This window comes from Cellulophaga sp. RHA_52 (assembly GCF_007827205.1).
Lineage (GTDB): Bacteria > Bacteroidota > Bacteroidia > Flavobacteriales > Flavobacteriaceae > Cellulophaga > Cellulophaga lytica.
On sequence record NZ_VIRZ01000001.1, the window covers coordinates 3,044,451 to 3,065,874 of the forward strand.

Annotated in this window: 17 protein-coding genes; 9 read left to right on the forward strand and 8 right to left on the reverse strand. The window is 32.4% G+C overall.

Annotation, left to right across the window (positions count from 1 at the left end; all coding sequences use genetic code 11):
• Nucleotides 1-70 precede the first annotated feature (70 nt).
• Nucleotides 71-1,975 carry a molecular chaperone DnaK gene (dnaK, locus tag JM80_RS13475; protein WP_013622240.1) on the reverse strand — a complete coding sequence of 635 codons (1,905 nt, stop codon included), beginning with the start codon at nucleotides 1,973-1,975 and terminating at the stop codon, nucleotides 71-73.
• 235 nt (nucleotides 1,976-2,210) lie between these two features.
• On the opposite strand from dnaK, the gene JM80_RS13480 reads away from it, so the two are divergent.
• The 3 genes from JM80_RS13480 to JM80_RS13490 are packed head-to-tail and all read left to right on the forward strand — an operon-like array spanning nucleotide 2,211 to nucleotide 6,000.
• Nucleotides 2,211-3,635 carry an L-serine ammonia-lyase gene (locus JM80_RS13480; RefSeq protein WP_144710546.1) on the forward strand — a complete coding sequence of 475 codons (1,425 nt, stop codon included), beginning with the start codon at nucleotides 2,211-2,213 and terminating at the stop codon, nucleotides 3,633-3,635.
• Between the two features lie 25 nt (nucleotides 3,636-3,660).
• Complete coding sequence (locus JM80_RS13485) at nucleotides 3,661-5,505, forward strand: Xaa-Pro dipeptidyl-peptidase (protein ID WP_144710548.1); 1,845 nt, start codon at nucleotides 3,661-3,663, stop codon at nucleotides 5,503-5,505.
• Between the two features lie 3 nt (nucleotides 5,506-5,508).
• A complete protein-coding gene (locus JM80_RS13490; RefSeq protein WP_144710550.1) occupies nucleotides 5,509-6,000 on the forward strand; it encodes a hypothetical protein in 492 nt (163 codons plus the stop codon).
• Between the two features lie 2 nt (nucleotides 6,001-6,002).
• Here JM80_RS13490 and JM80_RS13495 read toward each other — a convergent pair whose 3' ends face one another.
• Nucleotides 6,003-6,455 carry a nuclear transport factor 2 family protein gene (locus JM80_RS13495; RefSeq protein WP_144711220.1) on the reverse strand — a complete coding sequence of 151 codons (453 nt, stop codon included), beginning with the start codon at nucleotides 6,453-6,455 and terminating at the stop codon, nucleotides 6,003-6,005.
• A gap of 115 nt (nucleotides 6,456-6,570) precedes the next feature.
• Here JM80_RS13495 and panB point away from each other — a divergent pair, with 115 nt between their 5' ends.
• Nucleotides 6,571-7,389 (forward strand): 3-methyl-2-oxobutanoate hydroxymethyltransferase, encoded by an 819-nt coding sequence (gene panB / locus JM80_RS13500; protein WP_013622235.1) that lies wholly within the window; start codon nucleotides 6,571-6,573, stop codon nucleotides 7,387-7,389.
• A gap of 40 nt (nucleotides 7,390-7,429) precedes the next feature.
• Nucleotides 7,430-8,128, forward strand: a complete 699-nt coding sequence (locus JM80_RS13505; protein ID WP_034644638.1) for an RluA family pseudouridine synthase — start codon at nucleotides 7,430-7,432, stop codon at nucleotides 8,126-8,128.
• Nucleotide 8,129: 1 nt separating this feature from the next.
• On the opposite strand, the gene JM80_RS13510 is transcribed toward JM80_RS13505, so the two are convergent.
• Entirely contained in the window at nucleotides 8,130-9,674 is a 1,545-nt protein-coding gene (locus tag JM80_RS13510) for a hypothetical protein (RefSeq protein WP_013622233.1), read from the reverse strand.
• A gap of 146 nt (nucleotides 9,675-9,820) precedes the next feature.
• Between JM80_RS13510 and JM80_RS13515 the strand changes: the two genes are divergently transcribed.
• Together JM80_RS13515 and leuB are read left to right on the forward strand one after the other, a co-directional pair.
• Entirely contained in the window at nucleotides 9,821-10,993 is a 1,173-nt protein-coding gene (locus JM80_RS13515) for a 2-isopropylmalate synthase (RefSeq protein ID WP_144710552.1), read from the forward strand.
• Nucleotides 10,994-10,995: 2 nt separating this feature from the next.
• Nucleotides 10,996-12,114, forward strand: a complete 1,119-nt coding sequence (gene leuB, locus JM80_RS13520; protein WP_144710554.1) for a 3-isopropylmalate dehydrogenase — start codon at nucleotides 10,996-10,998, stop codon at nucleotides 12,112-12,114.
• On the opposite strand, the gene JM80_RS13525 is transcribed toward leuB, so the two are convergent.
• Nucleotides 12,107-13,348: a peroxiredoxin gene (locus JM80_RS13525; RefSeq protein WP_144710556.1), complete on the reverse strand. Its 1,242-nt coding sequence runs from the start codon at nucleotides 13,346-13,348 to the stop codon at nucleotides 12,107-12,109. The genes leuB and JM80_RS13525 overlap by 8 nt on opposite strands.
• A gap of 126 nt (nucleotides 13,349-13,474) precedes the next feature.
• Here JM80_RS13525 and pheT point away from each other — a divergent pair, with 126 nt between their 5' ends.
• Nucleotides 13,475-15,901, forward strand: a complete 2,427-nt coding sequence (gene pheT / locus JM80_RS13530; protein WP_144710558.1) for a phenylalanine--tRNA ligase subunit beta — start codon at nucleotides 13,475-13,477, stop codon at nucleotides 15,899-15,901.
• A gap of 13 nt (nucleotides 15,902-15,914) precedes the next feature.
• Here pheT and JM80_RS13535 read toward each other — a convergent pair whose 3' ends face one another.
• Nucleotides 15,915-16,469 carry a fasciclin domain-containing protein gene (locus JM80_RS13535; RefSeq protein ID WP_034644641.1) on the reverse strand — a complete coding sequence of 185 codons (555 nt, stop codon included), beginning with the start codon at nucleotides 16,467-16,469 and terminating at the stop codon, nucleotides 15,915-15,917.
• 123 nt (nucleotides 16,470-16,592) lie between these two features.
• Nucleotides 16,593-18,215 (reverse strand): ABC-F family ATP-binding cassette domain-containing protein, encoded by a 1,623-nt coding sequence (locus JM80_RS13540; RefSeq protein ID WP_013622227.1) that lies wholly within the window; start codon nucleotides 18,213-18,215, stop codon nucleotides 16,593-16,595.
• Nucleotides 18,216-18,384: 169 nt separating this feature from the next.
• Between JM80_RS13540 and JM80_RS13545 the strand changes: the two genes are divergently transcribed.
• Nucleotides 18,385-19,779 carry a hypothetical protein gene (locus tag JM80_RS13545; protein WP_013622226.1) on the forward strand — a complete coding sequence of 465 codons (1,395 nt, stop codon included), beginning with the start codon at nucleotides 18,385-18,387 and terminating at the stop codon, nucleotides 19,777-19,779.
• Between the two features lie 83 nt (nucleotides 19,780-19,862).
• On the opposite strand, the gene fsa is transcribed toward JM80_RS13545, so the two are convergent.
• Entirely contained in the window at nucleotides 19,863-20,516 is a 654-nt protein-coding gene (gene fsa, locus JM80_RS13550; RefSeq protein WP_013622225.1) for a fructose-6-phosphate aldolase, read from the reverse strand.
• 77 nt (nucleotides 20,517-20,593) lie between these two features.
• On the reverse strand, nucleotides 20,594-21,403 hold the full coding sequence (locus tag JM80_RS13555) for an SDR family oxidoreductase (RefSeq protein ID WP_013622224.1): 810 nt from the start codon (nucleotides 21,401-21,403) through the stop codon (nucleotides 20,594-20,596).
• Nucleotides 21,404-21,424: the final 21 nt, after the last annotated feature.

Here is a 21,424-nt window from a genome sequence, read left to right on the forward strand (position 1 = left end):
TTGTAGTTATATGTACTAAAAAACCCACTAAAAATTAATTTAGTGGGTTTTAATATAGTTATAAAAAATGTTATTTTACTTCTTCAAAATCAACATCTTCTACGTCATCTCCTTCTTTTGCTTCTGCACCTGCAGCTGCATCTGGTCCTGGAGCTGCACCACCCTGAGCTTCTGCTTGAGCTTTGTACATTTCCTCAGAAGCACCTTTCCAAGCTTCATTAATTTTATCTAAAGCAGGAGCAATAACTGCTAAGTCTTTTGTTTCATAAGCTTTCTTTAACTCTTCTAAAGCTTCTTCTACTGGTTTTTTATTAGCATCAGATATTTTATCTCCAAACTCTTTTAATTGCTTTTCTGTTTGAAAAATCATTCCATCTGCTTCATTTAACTTATCTGCAGTTTCTTTAGCTTTTTTATCTGCTTCTGCATTAGCTTCAGCTTCAGCTTTCATTTTTTTGATTTCTTCTTCAGTTAAACCAGAAGAAGCTTCAATTCTAATGTCTTGAGATTTACCTGTAGCTTTATCTGTTGCAGATACTTTTATAATACCGTTTGCATCAATATCAAAAGTTACCTCAATTTGCGGAACACCTCTTTGTGCTGGTGGAATACCATCTAAATGAAAACGACCAATTGTTTTGTTGTCATTAGCCATTGGACGCTCTCCTTGTAAAACGTGTATTTCTACAGATGGCTGATTATCTGCTGCTGTAGAGAATACCTGCGATTTTTTAGTTGGTATTGTAGTGTTAGCCTCAATTAACTTAGTCATTACACTACCCATAGTTTCAATACCTAAAGATAATGGTGTGACATCTAATAATAATACATCTTTAACATCACCAGTTAAAACACCACCTTGTATAGCTGCACCTACTGCAACAACCTCATCTGGGTTAACACCTTTGGATGGTTTTTTACCAAAGAATTTTTCTACTGCTTCTTGTACTGCTGGGATACGTGTAGAACCACCAACTAAAATTATCTCATCAATATCACTCTTAGATAAACCTGCAGATTTTAAAGCAGACTCACAAGGTGCTATTGTTCTTTTTACTAAATCATCAATTAACTGATTAAATTTAGCTAAAGTTAATGTACGTACTAAGTGCTTTGGCCCAGAAGCTGTAGCAGTTACGTATGGTAAGTTAATTTCTGTTTGTGCAGAAGAAGACAATTCAATTTTAGCTTTTTCAGCAGCTTCACGTAAACGTTGTAAAGCCATTGCATCTTGACGTAAATCTATGCTTTCTTCACTCTTGAATTCATCAGCTAACCAATCTATAATTTTTTGATCAACATCATCACCACCTAAGTGTGTATCTCCGTCTGTAGATAATACTTCAAAAACACCATCTCCTAATTCTAATATAGATACATCATGTGTACCACCACCAAAATCAAAAACTACTATTTTTTGGTCAGTATCTTTTTTGTCCATACCGTATGCTAAAGAAGCAGCAGTTGGCTCGTTAATGATACGCTCTACTGTTAAACCAGCAATTTCACCAGCTTCTTTAGTAGCTTGTCTTTGCGCATCATTAAAATATGCAGGAACTGTAATTACAGCTCTAGAAACATCTTGTCCTAAATAATCTTCTGCAGTTTTCTTCATTTTTTGAAGAATCATTGCAGACAACTCTTGTGGAGAGTATAAACGTCCGTCTATATCAACTCTAGGCGTATCGTTATCTCCTTTTACCACTTTATAAGGTACTCTATCTGCTTCTTTGCTAGACTCAGAGTATTTGTTCCCCATAAAACGTTTTATAGAATATATGGTTTTATTAGGATTTGTAACCGCTTGTCTTTTAGCAGGGTCACCAACCTTAATTTCTCCACCTTCTACAAATGCAATTACAGATGGTGTTGTTCTTTTCCCTTCTGCATTTGGAATAACAACCGCTTCATTCCCTTCCATTACAGAAACACAAGAATTGGTTGTACCTAAATCTATACCAATAATTTTACTCATATTATATTACTTAAATAAATTAGCGTTTATATTTATATTTTGCTTTTAGATAGACAAACAATATGCCAAGCAAACAAAATATGACAAGGTGGCAGTGCCACTTCTATTTTTTTAAAATTCTAAGTATATTTAACCAAAGACCACATTATAACTGTAAACAAACAAAAACTATAAAAAGGTATAATATATGATTCCAAAATGTATATTTGTCCACAGTAATAAAACGTTTTCGTAAATGGAATGTATCAGTGTTTTTGATATGCTTAAAATTGGTGTGGGGCCATCTAGCTCACACACTCTAGGACCTTGGAGAGCTGCAGAGCGATTTTTGCAGGAATTACAAGAGAAGCACCCTATAAATAGTGTAAAAACTATACATACAGAATTGTATGGCTCATTATCTTTAACTGGTAAAGGGCACGCCACAGACCTTGCAGTTATGTTAGGACTCTCTGGTGAAGATCCTGTAACTATGCAAGTACAAAATATTGGTATTATTATAGACACCATAAAAAAAAATAACCAATTATTATTACTTGGTAAATATGCCATTACATATAATACTAAAGAGCATATTGTGTTTTTAAAAACTTCTTTGCCATTTCATGCAAACGGTATTAAGTTTTCTGCCACTTTAGAAAACGGTACCATTTACGAGGATACTTTTTATTCTATTGGTGGCGGTTTTGTTGTTAAAGAAGAAAGAGTACACGCCAAAGAAAATATACAAGTATTTAAAACTTTTCCGCATCCTATAAATTCTGGAGTTGCTCTTTTAGAACACTGTAATGAGGGTAATAAATCTATCTCTGACATAGTTTTAGAGAACGAACTGTCTTTACGTACACCAGAACAAGTAGATACCGACTTAAAAGCTGTTTGGGATACTATGCTAGAGTGTATGCATATTGGCTGCCACACACAAGGTACTTTACCTGGTGGTTTAAATGTTCGTAGACGTGCTTTTGATATGCATGAAAAACTAAAAGGAGACCTTAGTTACAACTCTCCTGAAGAATGGTTGCAAACTATACGTAAAACTGAAGTTAAGTTTAGACAAATACTTAAATGGGTTAGTTGTTTTGCACTAAGTGTTAACGAGGTTAATGCCTCTTTAGGAAGAGTAGTTACCGCACCTACTAATGGTAGTGCTGGTGTAATACCTGCCGTTTTAATGTATTATATGGTTATTGAAAACCATAATGCAAATTTTAGTCACATAAAAAAGTTTTTATTGGTAGCCGGAGAAATTGGTAGTTTATTTAAAAAAGGAGCTACAATATCTGCCGCTATGGGTGGTTGCCAAGCAGAAATTGGCGTGTCATCTGCAATGGCAGCTGGTGCACTAACAGAATTACTAGGCGGTACACCAGAACAAGTTTTAATGGCTGCAGAAATAGCTATGGAACACCACTTAGGCTTAACTTGTGACCCTATAGGTGGTTTGGTACAGGTACCTTGTATAGAACGTAACTCTATGGGAGCCATAAAAGCAATTAACGCTGCAGAACTTGCCTTAGACACAGATCCTGCAAATGTAAAAGTACCTATAGATAAAGTAATTAATACAATGTGGGAAACTGCAAAAGATATGAACTCTAAATACAAAGAAACATCTACAGGTGGTTTAGCTGTTGGTGTATTTTTAAGTGATTGTTAAACACTTGTAATGCAAAATATTTATTATGAATAAAAGACAACCTAGCGTAAGCAATATTTTTAAATTTTTATTTTTTTTAATATCGATTGTTGGTATTGCACAAACCCAAAAAACTACTCCTGTTTTTAAAGATGGTGAAGCACAAATTGTAGAAGGTTTTAATAATCCTGATAAATGGATACGTCATGATCTATTTGTAGAAACTACTTTTGATACTGATGGCGATGGCAAATTAGACCGTATGCATGTTAGTGTTACAAGACCAGAGCAAACTGAAACGGAAGACCTAAAACTTCCTATTATCTTATGTTCTAGTCCGTATTACGCAGGCACAGCTACTGGCGCTGAAGAAGGTTTATTTTGGAATGTAAAGCATGAACTTGGTGAAAAAGCTCCAGAACGTTCTCACCCAGAGGTAGTACGTAAAGGCAAACGCCCAATAATATCTAACTCACATATAAAAAAATGGGTTCCTAGAGGATACATTGTAGTACATACATCTGCTCCAGGAACAGGATTCTCTCAAGGTGCGCCTACAGTTGGCGGTCCAAACGAAGCTCTTGCTCCAAAAGCTGTTATAGATTGGCTTTGCGGACGCGCTAAAGGATACACCTCTCCTGATAACAATGAAGAAGTTAAGGCTTTTTGGTCTACTGGAAAAGTAGGTATGACGGGAACATCATACAACGGTACAATTCCACTTGCTGCTGCCACTACTGGAGTTGATGGTTTAGAAGCTATTATACCTATTGCTCCAAATACATCATCATACCACTACTACCGCTCTAACGGTTTGGTTAGGAGTCCTGGAGGTTATTTAGGTGAAGATATAGATGTTTTATATGATTTTATACACAGTGGAGACCCTGCCAAACGTGCTTATAACAATAAAACTATTAGAGATACCGAGCTAAAAAACGGTTTAGACAGGGAGACCGGAGATTACAATGAATTTTGGGCAGGACGTGATTACCTTAACAAAATGGGACCTATGAAAGCAGCTTTATTAATGTCTCACGGCTTTAACGACTGGAATGTTATGCCTGAACATAGCTACCGTATTTACAAAGCTGCTAAAGAAAAAGGATTACCAACACAAATATATTACCACCAAAACGGACACGGAGGTCCGCCACCTATTAAAATTATGAACCGTTGGTTTACTCGTTATTTACACGGAGTAAAAAATGGTGTTGAGAACGATAAAAAAGCGTGGATTGTTCGTGAAAATGATAGTCCAAATAACCCAACTCCTTATGATGCATACCCAAACCCTAATGCATTTAACGTTACTTTATATTTAAAAAATGGAGCACCTAAACACGGAGAACTAGTATTAAATCCTCTAAAAAAGCAAGCTCCAGAAACCTTAGTTGATGACCACAACATATCTATGGAAGAATTGGCGCAAGCTACATCATCAAAAAACAGATTGGTGTTTACTACCCCTACGTTAACAAAGGACATTCACATATCTGGTATAGCATCTATTACCATAAAACTTGCAAGTAGTAAACCAGCTGCAAATTTATCTGTTGCTTTGGTTTCTTTACCTTGGAACACAACTGAAGGCACTGTTATTACAGACAATATTATTACTCGCGGTTGGGCAGATCCTCAAAACCACAAATCTATATCTAAAAGCAAGCCATTAAAGCCTGGTAAATTTTATACTATGACGTTTAATTTACAACCAGATGACCAAATTATAAAAGCTGGTCAGCAAATAGGCTTAGTTATTTTTTCTAGTGATAACCAATTTACTATTTTACCAAAACCTGGAACAGAACTAACTGTAGACACTAATGCTACAAAGATAACTTTACCAATTGTTGGCGGACAAGAAGCATATAAAAAGGCAGTAAAATAAACTATGGAGGACAGAAACTCACTAACATTTAAAGGATTTTTAAAGGTAATGTCTGTAATGCACATTGCCTTTTCTGTTGGTTTAATATTTTTTACAGCTGTTATGTATTATCAACAACAAAAATGGGAATTTAACATACCAACCAACAGTATTTATATTGTACTAGTACCGCTTGTAGCTATTACAGGTATTTTTTTAGGCAACTATGTTTTTAAAAAGAAGATAGAACCTGTTTTAAATAAAAAATCATTAAAACAAAAACTAGACGTTTACCAATCTGCTCTATTGTTTAAATACGCTTTTATAGAAGGTGCAGCTTTTATTTGCTTACTATTTTCTTTATTTAAAAGCAACTTACTTTACCTAGCCATTACCGTAGCTATTATTGTTTACTTTTTATTTTTAAGACCAACAAAAAATAAAATAGAACAACAGTTACAATTTAAGGGAGAACAAAGAGAACAGTTTAAAAGAGAAAATGATGTAATAACTTAACATTAATTACATCCTTTTTTACGTCTTGTATCTATTAAATAAATAATTTTCCACTCACCATTATCCTTAAATAACTGAAAAGAATTTACACCACAGTGACTAAATTTTCCATTTAGCCAAAATTCATACTCTGTCCAAGCATTGGCCATATCTCCATCTATCTTAATGGTATATGAAGTTAACTTTTCTTTAAAATTTACTTCTTCAGGTATACTTACAATGTTTTTTATAAAATCTGAATAACTCTCTGTTTTTACAACTGTATTACCATCTTTATCTGCTCCTATAGTTTGTAATATAACAGTGTTAGTAGCTACCGCTTTTAATTGCACCGAATCTTGCTTATGAAAAGCGTCAAAAAACAAGTTTATTGTATTTTTAACATCAACTTCGTTAGCTTGTGCAGATACAAAAGCACTAAATAAGATTTCAAATGTGAGTAAAATATTTTTCATCATATTAATTTTTATCAATTTATAAAAAATATATCACATTCTTAAGTTTGATAAACACAGTAATTCTTAATCTTTTTTCATAATTTTAACCCATCTAAACTAAATAAAACTTACAATGTCAGTTGCCAAAAAAGAATACAAACGAGTAACCGTTAAGTCGCTCGTAGATATGAAGAAAAACGGAGAACGCATTTCTATGCTTACTGCCTATGATTACTCTATGGCTAAAATTATAGATGACGCTAATGTAGATGTAATTTTAGTTGGTGATTCTGCCAGTAATGTTATGGCTGGTCATGAAACTACTTTACCTATTACATTAGACCAAATGATATACCACGCTTCTTCTGTAATAAGAGCTATTAACAGATGTTTAGTTGTTGTTGATATTCCTTTTGGTAGTTACCAGAGTGACCCAAAAGAAGCTCTGCGTTCTGCAATACGTATTATGAAAGAAAGTGGTGCACACGCTATAAAAGTAGAAGGAGGTATAGAAATTAAAGATTCTGTAAAACGTATACTTAACGCTGGCATACCTGTTATGGGACATTTAGGGTTAACACCACAATCTATATACAAATTTGGCACATATACAGTAAGAGCTAAAGAAGAAGCAGAAGCTAAAAAGCTTAAAGAAGATGCTTTATTACTTCAAAAATTAGGGTGTTTTGCTATTGTTTTAGAAAAAATACCAGCTACACTTGCTAAAGAAGTTGCAGAAAGTTTAACTATACCTGTAATTGGTATTGGTGCTGGTGGTGATGTAGATGGGCAAGTATTAGTTATACATGATCTTTTGGGTATGACAAAGGAATTTAACCCTCGTTTTTTAAGGCGTTATATGAATTTGTATGAAGAAATGGGTTCTGCAATTTCGCAATACGTAGATGATGTAAAAACTAAAGACTTCCCTAATGAAGAGGAACAATACTAAAAAAGTTTTGCTCTTACATTTTTTTAAATAACAATCTATTTTGCAAAAAAAAGAAGTTTCTACTCCTCAAAATCTTCAGGTATTGTATGAAGACAACCACATTATTGCTATTAATAAGCGTGTTGGAGACATTGTACAAGGAGACAAAACGGGTGATGCCCCACTAAGTGATATTGTAAAAGCGTATATAAAAGAAAAATATAATAAACCGGGCAATGTATACCTTGGCGTTGCACATAGGTTAGATAGGCCCACTACAGGTATTGTAGTTTTTGCAAAAACATCTAAAGCATTACCACGTTTAAATAAACTATTTGCAGAAAAAGATGCTAAAAAAACATATTGGGCTGTTGTAAAACAGCAGCCCAAAAAAAATAATGATACTCTTGTACATTACCTAAAACGTAACACCAAACAAAACAAGTCTTACGCTAACATAAAAGAAGTACCAGACAGTAAAAAAGCTATTTTAGACTATACAATACTTAAAAAGTTAGATAATTATTACTTGCTAGAAATAAATTTACAAACAGGAAGACATCATCAAATTAGATCACAATTATCTGGTATAGGATGCCCGATTAAAGGCGATTTAAAATACGGATTTAATCGTAGTAATACTGATGGCGGTATACATTTACACGCTCGTAAACTTTCTTTTATTCACCCTGTAAAAAAGGAGCCATTAGAAATCACAGCTCCTTTACCTAAAGATCCTATTTGGGATGCTTGCTCTTAATTTATCGTGTTAATTTTTTAGCTTTTTCTCGTACAATTTCTCCAACTGGTTTGTTATATAAATGACTCTCTAACCAAGAAATAATATCTAAATACAAAAAGGCTCTTTTTTCGTATGGATGATTTTCATACTTCTTTAGCTCGGTATGCAATTTTTTAAATTCGTTGCGCAAATCTGTAGGATAAATATCTCGTAAGTTTCTAAGAAATTTTATCATCTCCTTTTGCACAGCGTGCATATCATTCATTTTAATTAAAAACTTATAGGTGCTTTTAAGTTGTACTTCTAAATGGTAATCCATACCTGCTTCATAATGCGCAACTAAACTTAATACTCGAGAAAAGCACATTAAATCTTCTCTCATTTTTAAATTTTTGTTATTAATTATCTTTTTCAAGTATTGTATACACATTTTATTATCTCCTATACCAAAATACAAACAAGCGCATTTGTAGTATAAAAGCATAATATGATGCTGGTCTATACGGTCTTTATGCTTATTTATACCGTACTCCACAATACGCACCAAATACAAGCCTTTTTCAAAAGTACCCTCTAAAAAGTGCTGATTTAATTTATTTGAATTCAAATACAAAAATGCTAACGAAGAAATATTATCGTTTTTTGGAAAACTCTTACTCTCTATCATAGCTTCCATTTTTGTTAATGTAGCTTTAAATTGAGTGCTGTATTTTACATAAAATAATGACTCTAATAAGTAATGATTTCCCTTTAGAAAGAAAACAGGATTTAGGTAAATCATTTCTTTATTGTCATAAAAAAGATCTACCCATTTGTTAGCATATTTGTAACAAGATAAAAAATCTTGTGTTAAAAAACTGTACCACAAATAAGCCTTGTATAACCACAGTTTTTCTCTAAAACCTAAATCTTCAATATTGTAAATAGGTAAATGATCATTAAAGTATGTTTTCACTTTCTTTAAATCTTCATCACTACGTACATAACCCACTTTTAACATCATACCGTACAACTGCAGAGACAAGTTACTAAGTTTACTTGTCATTACATTATGTGCAGATAATTCTTTAGCTTGTATAGCAAGCTCATTAGCCCTGTCTGGTATACTACGCGTTATGTATTGAGTTTCTATAATTTTTTCTAACTCAACAATTTCATAAGCAATATTTTTTTCTTCGTTTTCTATTGCTATGCCTTTTACTTTATCTAAAAGCTTTAAGCTTTGCTTATACAGCCCTTTTTGATATAAAATAGTTGCAAAATCTAGTTGCTCTCTAATTTGTACACGTATATTTTGGTTTACAGGGTTTAACCTTAAACTAACTAAAATTTGTTTGTAAAGGTGTGCTTTAAGGTTAGATAGTTGTGCTTTTTTAACTATACCACTATCTAAAATTACTTTTTCATTATATGTTTTAGCCTTATCTAAAAGATTAAAAAGAGACAAAAATTTTGCATCTGTGTTAACTCCTAAGCGACCTACATACAACTTAAACTGTCGCTTTTCTGACTTAGAAAGCGACTTTACCAATACAAACAAGGCATCTTTATGAGGAGTTGTCATCGTAAAAAATTCAATTTAAATAACTGATTATCAAATAATTAATATTTACAAAAACCACTTAAACGTTGTAAATGTTTTTTTGTTGATTCAATATTAATAATAAAGGACTATATATTCGTATAGCAGCCCAAAATTAAATAAATAAAATGAGTAAAGATAAAGTTCAAATATTTGACACCACGTTAAGAGACGGAGAGCAAGTCCCAGGATGTAAGTTAGACGCTAAGCAAAAGCTAATAATAGCAGAGCGTTTAGACTTATTGGGAGTAGATGTTATTGAAGCTGGTTTCCCTATATCTAGTCCAGGAGATTTTAATTCTGTAATGGAAATATCTAAATTAGTTAAAAATGCAACAGTTTGTGGATTAACAAGGGCAGTGAAAAAAGATATAGAAGTTGCTGCTGAAGCTGTAAAATATGCTAAAAGACCAAGAATACATACAGGGATTGGCACATCTGAATCTCATATTAAACACAAATTTAACTCTAATAAAGAGCAAATTATAGAACGAGCTGTAGCAGCTGTAAAATATGCAAAAACATTTGTAGAAGATGTAGAGTTTTATGCAGAAGATGCTGGTAGAACAGACAATGAGTTTTTAGCAAAAGTATGCTCTGCTGTTGTAAAAGCCGGTGCAACTGTATTAAATATACCAGACACCACAGGATATTGTTTACCTGAAGAATATGGTGCAAAAATGAAATACTTATACGAAAATGTAGAAGGTATACACAAGGCTATTTTATCTTGCCATTGCCATAACGATTTAGGCTTAGCCACTGCCAACTCTATTGCCGGTGTTATGAATGGTGCAAGGCAAATAGAATGTACAATAAACGGTATTGGAGAACGTGCCGGTAACACTTCTTTAGAAGAAGTTGTTATGATTTTAAGACAACACCCTAACCTTAACTTAGATACAGACATTAACAGCAAGTTATTGTATGACACCAGTTTAATGGTTTCTAACAAAATGGGAATGCCTGTACAACCTAACAAAGCTATTGTTGGTGCAAATGCTTTTGCTCATAGTTCTGGTATACACCAAGACGGAGTAATTAAAAATAGAGAAACGTACGAAATTATAGACCCTGCAGATGTTGGTGTTAATGAATCTTCTATAGTACTTACTGCACGTAGCGGTAGAGCTGCTTTAGCATATAGAGCAAAAAATATAGGTTATGAACTTACTAAAACACAATTAGATATTGTTTATACTGAGTTTTTAAACTATGCTGATAGAAAGAAAGAAGTAGTTGATGAAGACATACACGAAATAATAAGTGTCTGTAAAATAGAAATAGAAACAACGGTATAATTATGAACTTAAAAATAGCTCTTCTTAGCGGTGATGGTATAGGACCAGAGGTTCTTGCACAAGCAGTTAAATGTCTACAATCTGTAGAGACTACTTTTAATCACCATTTCACCTTTTCCCCTGCTTTAGTTGGTGCTACTGCCATAGACCAAACTGGTACCCCATTACCAGATGAAACCTTGGAACTTTGTAAAAATTCTGATGCTGTTTTATTTGGCGCTATTGGCGACCCAAAATACGACAATGATCCTAATGCTAAAGTACGTCCAGAGCAAGGCTTACTTAAACTTAGAAAAGAATTAGGTTTATTTAGCAACATTAGACCTGTACTTGTATACCAAAGCTTAATAGATAGGTCTCCACTAAAAAAAGAAATTGTTTCTGGAGTAGATTTTACTATTTACAGAGAGTTAACTGGCGGCATTTATTTTGGAGAGAAAAAAATAAATGAAAAAGGAACAGTAGCTTCTGACCTATGTGAGTATTCTGAAAAGGAAATAAGCAGAATTGCACATTTAGCATTTAAAGCTGCTAAAAGCAGAAGAAAAAAAGTAACACTTGTAGACAAAGCAAATGTTTTGGAGTCATCTAGATTATGGCGCAAAGTAGTTACAAGAATAGGTGAAAGTTACCCAGAAATAGAGTTAGACTTTCTATTTGTTGATAATGCTGCTATGCAAATGATTTTAAACCCATCACAGTTTGATGTTATTTTAACCAATAATATGTTTGGTGACATTATTTCTGATGAGGCTAGTGTTATTACAGGTTCTATTGGTTTACTTGCTTCTGCATCTGTAGGCGCAGACAACGCAATGTTTGAACCTATACACGGGTCTTTTCCGCAAGCAACCGGTTTAGATATTGCTAACCCTATAGCAGCAATTTTGTCTGCTGCAATGTTGCTAGAACATCACGGTTTAATTGAAGAGGCACAAGCTATACATATGGCTGTAGAAAACGCAATACTAAACAACGTAGTTACACCAGATTTAAATGCAGACAGCACTTTAGGAACAGATTATGTGGGTGACTATATTGCTAATAGCATTGTAGATACAGATGAGTATTTACATTTAAACAATGAAAACATAGGCTTAGGAAAATCTACTATTATTTAGTAGATTTTTCTTTTAATAGTCTATTTATTGTATTTGTAAAATCGGTTTTAAATTCTTTATACTTTTCTCCTGTAGCAGGACCATTAAAACCTGTATGTATTTTACGCACATCTCCATTTCTATCTATTAATATGGTTGTTGGGTACGATAAAATATGGTTTAACATAGGTAATTTTTGCTGCGCTTGCTGCTTGCTAGAGTTCCCATATTGAGCAAGTAAAATTGGGTAAGGTACATTTACTTTTTCTTTTAGCCTTCTTATTTTGTTAAAAGCACTTTCTTTAGTTTTAGCATACTCAAAAGCTAAAGAAATCATCTCTAAATCTTTATTCTTGTGCTCAGTTAAAAACTCGGTTAAAAATTTTGTTTCATCTAAACAATTAGGACACCAAGTACCCATAATTTGTACAATTACCACTTTGTTTTTATACGCTGCATCTGTTAAAGAAATTAAATTATTATTTTCATCAGGAAATGAAAAATCTAATTTTTTATATCCCTCATTTAAATATGTAAGTGAAGTATCCGCAGGCAATTCATAACTTTTATTTCTTTTTGCAATAAAAGGCTCTTTAAAATGATTACCAGAATAAAAAGTCCCTTCTAAAACAGAATCTGTAGCTTTAGCTGTAAATAAAAATGCGTGTGCACCATCAAAAGTAGAAAGCTTTAAAGAATCGCCATCTACTACACCTTCTAAATACCTATAATCTCCTGTTGTAGTTCTAAAAGTACCTGTTACCTTAGCATCAACCTGCTTAAAAATACCTTTAGCTATGTAACTCTCATTTGTATTAGGACTAAAAACAGTTTCCCATATACCTGTTACATTTACTTTTGGAGAATTGGTGGTTGCAAATCGTTCTAAAATATTATTAGTATATATAGCTGTAAAGGGCACTACCCTATCTAAACTTTCTTTTACAAAATTGCCTGTAATTTTATGAGGTGTAAATTCCCCCTTTAAATACCCTTCAAAAACAGGCATTTTAATAGTTATAGAGTCATTTTTTACTACAATTTCATCTACAGTAATTACTTCTTCAGCATTAAAAACCTGTATTTCAATTTCGTTCTGGTCATTATAATCTATCAAAAAAGAAAAAGGTAGGTCTTTATTATCTTGTACTTGCAATTTTGCTAACCAATTGCCCTTTTGCAGTGTTATTTTTTTGGGTTCTGAACAAGAAATAACAAAAATTGAAATAATAAATAAAATTCCTAATTTCTTCATAATAAAGCGGTTTTTGTAAAAATCGTAATATAATTGAAAAGCTTACAATAAAAAAAGGCAATTGATGTAAATATGTGTTGAATGTCTATATTCATTGTCCTATCTTTGGGGTTTTAAATTTTTAAAATGAAAATATCTTACAACTGGTTAAAACAGTTTTTACATATTGATTGGAAAGCTGATAAAACAGCTGAATTATTAACAGATTTAGGTTTAGAAGTAGAAGGCATTTCTGAATTTGAAAGTGTTAAAGGCGGACTAAAAGGTATTGTGGTTGGGCACGTATTAACTTGTGTAAAACACCCTAACGCAGATAAACTTAAATTAACAACTGTAGATATTGGAGCAGATGCTCCTGTACAAATAGTTTGTGGTGCTCCTAACGTAGACAAAGGGCAAAAAGTACCAGTAGCAACTATTGGCACTACTTTATATACTGCTGAGGGTGAAGCCTGGAAAATAAAAAAAGGAAAAATACGCGGCGAAGAAAGTCACGGAATGATTTGCGCCGAGGATGAACTTGGTTTAGGACAAAGCCATGAAGGCATTATGGTTTTAGCAGATGACTTAACACCTGGCACACCTTGTGCAGATATATTTGAGGTTGAGTTAGATACTGTTTTTGAAATAGGCTTAACTCCTAACCGTGCAGATGCAATGAGCCATTTTGGTGTTGCAAGAGATTTAAGAGCCGGTTTAATTCAACAAGAAATTAAAAAAGAATTAATTACACCTCCTGTAACAAACTTTAATGTAGAAAATAGATCATTAAAAGTTACTGTAGATGTAGATAATAACGAACTAGCACCAAGGTATTGCGGTGTTACAATTAGTAATTTAGAGATTAAAGATTCTCCAGATTGGTTAAAAAATAGATTACGCTCTATAAGATTAACACCTAAAAACAATGTTGTAGATGCTACAAATTATGTTTTACATGAATTAGGGCAACCACTACATGCTTTTGATGCTAATAAAATTAAAGGTCACAAAATAGAAGTTAAAACAGTTGCTGCTGGTACTAAGTTTACAACTTTAGATGATGTAGAAAGAGAACTACACGAAGAAGACTTAATGATTTGTGACGAAGAAAAACCACTATGTATAGCTGGTATTTTAGGAGGAAAAGATTCTGGTGTTACAGAAAATACTACAGCAATATTTTTAGAAAGTGCTTACTTTAACCCGGTGTCTGTACGAAAAACTGCAAAAAGACACGGTTTAAATACTGATGCTTCTTTTAGGTTTGAAAGAGGTATAGATATACAAAATGTTGAGTATGCGCTACGCAGAGCTGCATCATTAATTAAAGAAATTGCAGGGGGTGACATAACATCTGACATTGTAGAGCTTTATCCAAAAAGAGTTGAAGACCACGAAGTGTTTTTAACCTATGAAAAAATAAACAAATTAATAGGACAAAACATACCCGGAGAAACCATAAAATCTATTTTAACATCTTTAGATATTAAAGTTAAGAATGTTTCTGAATCTGGAATGGGACTTGCTATTCCTTTTTACCGTGTAGATGTACAAAGGCAAGTAGATGTTATTGAAGAAATACTTAGAGTTTATGGTTACAACAACATAAACTTTACAACAAAACTTAATGCATCTATAGCTACAACATCTAGGTTTGAAGATTACAAATTGCAAAATGTAATAGGGAACCAATTAGCTAGCCAAGGTTTTTACGAGATTATGGCTAATAGTTTAACCACTATAGATTACAATAAACACTCAGAAAACTTAAAAGATAGTAATTCTGTGGCAATGCTTAATCCACTTAGCTCAGACTTATCTGTACTAAGACAGTCTATGCTATTTAGTGGCTTAGAGGCAATATCACACAACATTAATAGAAAAAAGTTAAACCTTAAGTTTTTTGAATTTGGTAAAACTTACCACAACTACTTAGACAAAAGAATAGAGAACAAACACTTGTCTCTGTTTTTAACAGGTAAACAAGAAGATGAAAACTGGTACGCAACTCAAAACAAATCAGATTTCTTTTATTTAAAGTCTTGTATAGAAACTGTGTTTAGCAAACTTGGTATTCGTAATACAAGTTCTTCTCCTGTAGAGAACGATGTTTTTCAAGAAGGTTTATCTCTAAAAGCAAATAAATTAGCTGTGGTAGAGTTTGGTGTTATTAAACCATCTATAACAGCAGATTTTGACATTAAGCAAGAGGTTTTATTTGCAGATTTTAACTGGGATAATATTATAAAATTAGCCAAGCAAAACACAATTGTTTTTAAAGAAATTAGCAAGTACCCAAGTGTTAAAAGAGATTTTGCGTTACTATTAGATACAAAAGTAAACTTTAAAGATCTTTATGACATTGCTTTTGAAACTGAAAAGAAATTTTTAAAAGAAGTAAACTTGTTTGATGTTTACACTGGTGACAAGTTACCAAAAGGTAAAAAATCTTACGCTGTAAGCTTTACATTATCTGATGATAAAGACACGCTAAAAGACAAACAAATAGACAAAATTATGTCTAAACTTAGAAATAACTACGAGAAAAAATTAGGAGCAGAATTACGTTAATGTATTAACGTAATTAAATCTGCTTTGGTAAAATTACGCTGTCTATAAGATGCATAACACCATTACATTGTTCTGCATCTGCAGCTGTAATTTTAGCAGAGTGCCCTAATGCATCTGTAAGTATTATATCTGTACCCTTCATAGTTGCAACAATTTTTTTACCCTGTATGGTAGTGTAAGTTGCTACTCCATTTCCTTGGCACATTGCTTTTAAAATTTTAGAAGCAGATATTTTTCCGGCAATAATATGGTATGTAAGCAAAGAGGTTAAGTCCTTTTTATTTTCACTTTTTAACAACTCAGTTAATTTCTCAGAAGACATTTTACTAAATGCCTTATCACTAGGTGCAAATACAGTAAAAGGGCCATCGTTACGCAACAAATCTTCTAAATCTGATCCTTGCATAGCCGCTAATAAAGTTTTGTGTGTTTGTGACTGCTGTGTATTTTCTACAATAGAAAAATTAGGGTTCATCCCTTGGTTATTAATAGTTGCAGAAGTGTTTTGAGCTGATAAATAGCCTGCAGATAGCATAGCTATTACTAGATGAATTAGGGGGAATTTCATACGAATGTAAAAGTAAATATCATTTTAATTGTCGGTGAACGGCTTAAGTTCACCGACAATATACAACTTTTACATTACTATACAACTATAAAATGTGCATTTTATCGGTAAAGTAACAATTTATTAAGATTGGTATAACTTTGCTCTTTGTTCTTTTATAGACTTATCAGACATATACTCATCAAACGTTAAGTACCTATCTATAGCTCCATTAGGCGTTAACTCTATAATTCTGTTAGCAACAGTGTTAGCAAACTCATGATCGTGTGTTGTAAACAAAACTGTTCCTTTAAAGTTTTTTAAAGAGTTATTAAAAGCTGTAATACTTTCTAAATCTAAGTGGTTTGTAGGCTCATCTAACATTACTACATTAGCTCTTAGCATCATCATTCTACTTAACATACAACGTACTTTTTCTCCTCCAGATAATACAGTACATTTTTTAAGTCCTTCTTCTCCACTAAAAAGCATTTTCCCTAAAAACCCTCTAATATGTACTTCTTCTCTTTCTTCCTCTGTTTTTGCCCATTGGCGCAACCAATCTACTAGGTTTATTGGTTTATTAAAAAATTCTGAGTTGTCTGCCGGTAAATATGACTGCGATGTTGTAACACCCCATTTAAACTCACCAGAAGCAGCTTGTTTATTATTATTTATAATTTCATAAAAAGCAGTACTAGCCCTAGAATCTTTAGATATTATAGCAACCTTATCTCCTTTTGCCAAATTAATATTTACATTTTTAAATAGTAAATCACCATCTTCAGATGTTGCCGAAAGGTTTTCTACATTTAAAATTTGATCTCCCGCCTCTCTTTCTCTTTCAAAAATTATTGCAGGATATCTTCTACTTGATGGCTTAATGTCATCAATCTTTAATTTAGAAAGCATTTTTTTTCTAGAAGTAGCCTGTTTACTTTTAGCAACATTGGCACTAAAACGCATAATAAACTCTTGTAGTTCTTTTGCTTTTTCTTCTGCCTTTTTATTTTGCTGAGCTCTTTGTCTTGCTGCAAGTTGACTACTCTCATACCAAAAAGTATAGTTACCAGAGTACAAGTTTATTTTACCAAAATCTATATCACCTATAGAAGTACAAACTGCATCTAAAAAGTGTCTATCATGTGATACTACAATAACTGTATTATCATAACCTGCTAAAAAGCGCTCTAGCCAGTTAATAGTTTCATAATCCAAGTCGTTGGTAGGCTCATCCATAATTAAAACATCTGGACTACCAAATAATGCCTGAGCCAATAAAACACGTACTTTAAGTTTAGAATCTAAATCTGCCATTGAAGAGAAATGAAACTCCTCCGATATACCTAAGTTAGATAACATTGTAGCTGCAGCACTATCTGCATTCCAACCATCCATTTCTTCAAAAAGCACCTGTAACTCTCCTATTCTGTCTGCATTTTCATCATTATAATCTGCATATAGTGCATCAATTTCCTTTTTAATTTTATACAATGGTTTGTTACCCATAACCACTGTTTCTTGTACCGTATACTCATCATAAGCATTGTGGTTTTGTTCTAAAATAGACATTCTTTTACCCGCTTCTAAATGCACGTGTCCAGAAGTAGGGTCTATTTGTCCAGATAACACTTTTAAAAAGGTAGATTTACCAGCACCATTGGCACCAATTATACCATAACAATTTCCTTGAGTAAAAGTTACGTTTACATCATCAAAAAGGACTCTTTTTCCAAATTGAACAGATAAATTAGATACTGATAGCATATTTTTATTTTAAAATTTGTGCAAAAATAGTGAATTTAAACCCCTAATGCCAATACATTTTAACCAATAAACCGTGTATTTCATCTTTCTAATATTTTTTTTAACGACACATTAACAATAGTACACCTTAAGGTTCATTAAATTTGTGTGTAACGTTAGCTATTACTATATGAATAAATTTTTACTCTTTCTTTCCATTTCTTTACTAATAAGTTGCGGCGAGAAACAAAAAAACTCCCCCTACATATACTTTGCTGGTGAAATTGTAAACCCTAAAAACGATAGTGTTGTTCTTTACAAAGATGATCGTAAGGTTTGCTCTAGTAAATTAGACAACAATAACAGGTTTGCTTTTGAATTAGATTCTTCGGCTGAAGAGGGTCTATACCATTTTGGTCACAAAGAAGTACAATACATTTATCTAGAAAAAGGAGATAGTTTATTAATTAGAGTTAATACTGTAGATTTTGATGAATCTCTAGTTTTTGATGGTATTGGACAAGAAATAAACAACTTTTTACTTGAAATGTTTTTAACTCATGAAAATGAAGAATTGAACATTTTAGACAAAATGTACATTTTAGAACCTAATGAGTTTAGTAAAAAAGTAGATTCTTTACACGACATAAAAATAAATGCATTAAATAATTTAAAGGTTGATGCAAATTTGTCTGATGATGCCGTTACAATAGCAAAAACAGGTATAGATTACACTACATATTTATACAAAGAAAAGTACCCTTTTAAACATAGAAGAGCTTTAAAAGAAAAATCATTAAAACAGCCACCTGAAGATTTTTATGCTTACCGTAAAGACTTAACATATAATAACTCTAACTACACTTATATTACTCCATATTATAATTTCATGAAGCAACACTTTGGTGGTATGTCTTATATAAATTGTAAAGAAGGTTGTGAAATAAACGGAAGTTATTATGTAAATCAGCTACATTTTAGTGAGCACCAACTAAAACTAATAGATAGTATGGTTGGTGAAAAGAACTTAAAAGACAACTTAATAAGAAACGTTGCTTTAAATTACCTTTTACGTTCTGATGACACATACGAGAATAATAAATTGTTTATGACCGGCTTACATAAAATTGCAGGTAAAAATAAACATATAGCAGAAATAGACTCATTATTTGTAAATATAGAGCGTTTACAGCCAAACAATAGCTTACCAGCTATTAGCTTAGAAGGTTTTAACGGAAAAGAAAAAACATTAAAAGCTATTAGTGAAGACCAAAAAAATGTTGTTTTTTACTTTTGGATGGGAGAAAATAGTAAGCATTTTAAAAACATTATTAATCGTGTAAATACATTAAAAAGTAATCCTAATAATAAAAATACATTTATTGGTATAAGTTTAAGAACAGACAAACAAAGTTGGGAAAACATTATTAAGTCTAACAATTTAGACCAAGATACACAGTACAGAGCAAAAAATCTTAAAACTATAAATAATGCCTTAATAATTAACGGTAAACTAAACAGGGCAATTGTTACTAAAGAAGGCAAAATTAAAAATGCTTTTGCTAATATGTATGGTGAGTTTTAACTGTTAATATAGCTCTTGTATGAAAAATAAAAATCCCCTAAGATAATTTTAGGGGATTTTTTTATACTTAAAAATTTTAGAAACTAGTTTCCTTTTTTGTAATCTTCTAAAAATTTAGCTAAGCCACTATCAGTTAAAGGGTGCTTTAATAAACCTTCAATAGAAGATAAAGGACCAGTCATTACATCTGCTCCAATTTTAGCACAATCTATAACGTGCATTGTGTGTCTAACAGATGCTGCTAAAATCTCTGTAGAAAATGCATAGTTATCATATATATGTCTAATCTCAGCAATTAAGTTTAAACCGTCTGTAGAAATATCATCTAACCTACCAATAAAAGGAGATACATAAGTTGCACCTGCCTTAGCAGCTAATAAAGCTTGACCTGCAGAAAAAACTAGTGTTACATTAGTTCTTATTCCTTTATCAGAGAAATACTTACACGCTTTTACACCGTCTTTAATCATTGGTAATTTTACAACAATTTGCTCGTGCAATTCAGCCAGCTCCGTACCTTCTTTAATCATTGCTTCATACTCTGTAGCAATAACTTCTGCAGAAACATCACCATCTACAATGTTACAGATATCAACATAATGTTTTAAAATATTGTCTTTACCAGTAATGCCCTCTTTGGCCATTAAAGAAGGGTTAGTTGTTACACCGTCCAAAACACCTAATTCTTGTGCTTCTTTTATTTGTGCCAAATTTGCTGTGTCAATAAAAAATTTCATCTTTTGTTATTTTAAAAATTATGTTTTAAGTAAATATGGTTTTACAGTTAATCTGCTATTTTACAATTGTTACAAAACTACAATTTGTAATGATTCAATAATAATTTTTCATATGTTTTATCTGGTAAAATTTTCTTTAAAAACAATGAAAATTTCTGCATAAAAGCTCCTACTCTGTAATGCACTTTAGGTTTTTTAGTATTCATAATTTTAAAAACCATTTCTGCAACCTGTATTGGATCATTACCAGAGTCTACGTGCTCGTTCATTACATTTAAAGTATTACCGTATGGTTTTTTATAAGGAGAAGAATCTAAAAGAGGGGCATGATACCTACCTGAAGCAATATTTGTTGCAAAATCTCCTGGAGCCACTGTTGTTATATGCACACCAAAATCTTTTACCTCCATACGCATTGCCTCTACAACAAGCTCCAGAGCTCCTTTACTTGCAGAGTAAATTCCTCTGTAAGGCAAGCCCATATAACCCGCAATAGAGGTAATATTTATAATTAGTCCGTTTTTTTGTTTTCTCATCTGCGGTAACACAGCCTTCATGACATGAATAGGGCCATTTAAATTAACGTCAAAAGCATTAATAATTTCTTGATTAGGAGTTTCTTCTATTGGTCCAGTAATACCAACACCAGCATTATTAACCAAAACATCTAAACGACCTTCTTGCTCTATAACATAAGATACAGCTTCATTAATAGTTTCTGTATTTCTTACGTCTAGGTTAACTAAGTTAAAATGATTAAAGTTTGGATATTTAGCTTTGTCACGTGTAGTACCATACACAGTATAGCCTTTAGCAGTTAAAAAAATACCTATAGATTTACCTATACCTGAAGAACCGCCTGTTATTAAGACTACTTTATTACTCATATTATTAAAATAATTACGAGT

Excerpts from the sequence above, each read along its gene's own strand:
- JM80_RS13535 (WP_034644641.1), bottom strand. The coding sequence starts at position 16,469 with ATGAAATTCCCCCTAATTCATCTAGTAATAGCTATGCTATCTGCAGGC.
- JM80_RS13545 (WP_013622226.1), top strand. The coding sequence starts at position 18,385 with ATGAATAAATTTTTACTCTTTCTTTCCATTTCTTTACTAATAAGTTGC.
- JM80_RS13510 (WP_013622233.1), bottom strand. The coding sequence starts at position 9,674 with ATGACAACTCCTCATAAAGATGCCTTGTTTGTATTGGTAAAGTCGCTT.
- fsa (WP_013622225.1), bottom strand. The coding sequence starts at position 20,516 with ATGAAATTTTTTATTGACACAGCAAATTTGGCACAAATAAAAGAAGCA.
- JM80_RS13540 (WP_013622227.1), bottom strand. The coding sequence starts at position 18,215 with ATGCTATCAGTATCTAATTTATCTGTTCAATTTGGAAAAAGAGTCCTT.
- pheT (WP_144710558.1), top strand. The coding sequence starts at position 13,475 with ATGAAAATATCTTACAACTGGTTAAAACAGTTTTTACATATTGATTGG.
- dnaK (WP_013622240.1), bottom strand. The coding sequence starts at position 1,975 with ATGAGTAAAATTATTGGTATAGATTTAGGTACAACCAATTCTTGTGTT.
- panB (WP_013622235.1), top strand. The coding sequence starts at position 6,571 with ATGTCAGTTGCCAAAAAAGAATACAAACGAGTAACCGTTAAGTCGCTC.
- JM80_RS13515 (WP_144710552.1), top strand. The coding sequence starts at position 9,821 with ATGAGTAAAGATAAAGTTCAAATATTTGACACCACGTTAAGAGACGGA.
- JM80_RS13555 (WP_013622224.1), bottom strand. The coding sequence starts at position 21,403 with ATGAGTAATAAAGTAGTCTTAATAACAGGCGGTTCTTCAGGTATAGGT.
- JM80_RS13495 (WP_144711220.1), bottom strand. The coding sequence starts at position 6,455 with ATGAAAAATATTTTACTCACATTTGAAATCTTATTTAGTGCTTTTGTA.
- JM80_RS13525 (WP_144710556.1), bottom strand. The coding sequence starts at position 13,348 with ATGAAGAAATTAGGAATTTTATTTATTATTTCAATTTTTGTTATTTCT.
- JM80_RS13480 (WP_144710546.1), top strand. The coding sequence starts at position 2,211 with ATGGAATGTATCAGTGTTTTTGATATGCTTAAAATTGGTGTGGGGCCA.
- JM80_RS13490 (WP_144710550.1), top strand. The coding sequence starts at position 5,509 with ATGGAGGACAGAAACTCACTAACATTTAAAGGATTTTTAAAGGTAATG.
- leuB (WP_144710554.1), top strand. The coding sequence starts at position 10,996 with ATGAACTTAAAAATAGCTCTTCTTAGCGGTGATGGTATAGGACCAGAG.
- JM80_RS13485 (WP_144710548.1), top strand. The coding sequence starts at position 3,661 with ATGAATAAAAGACAACCTAGCGTAAGCAATATTTTTAAATTTTTATTT.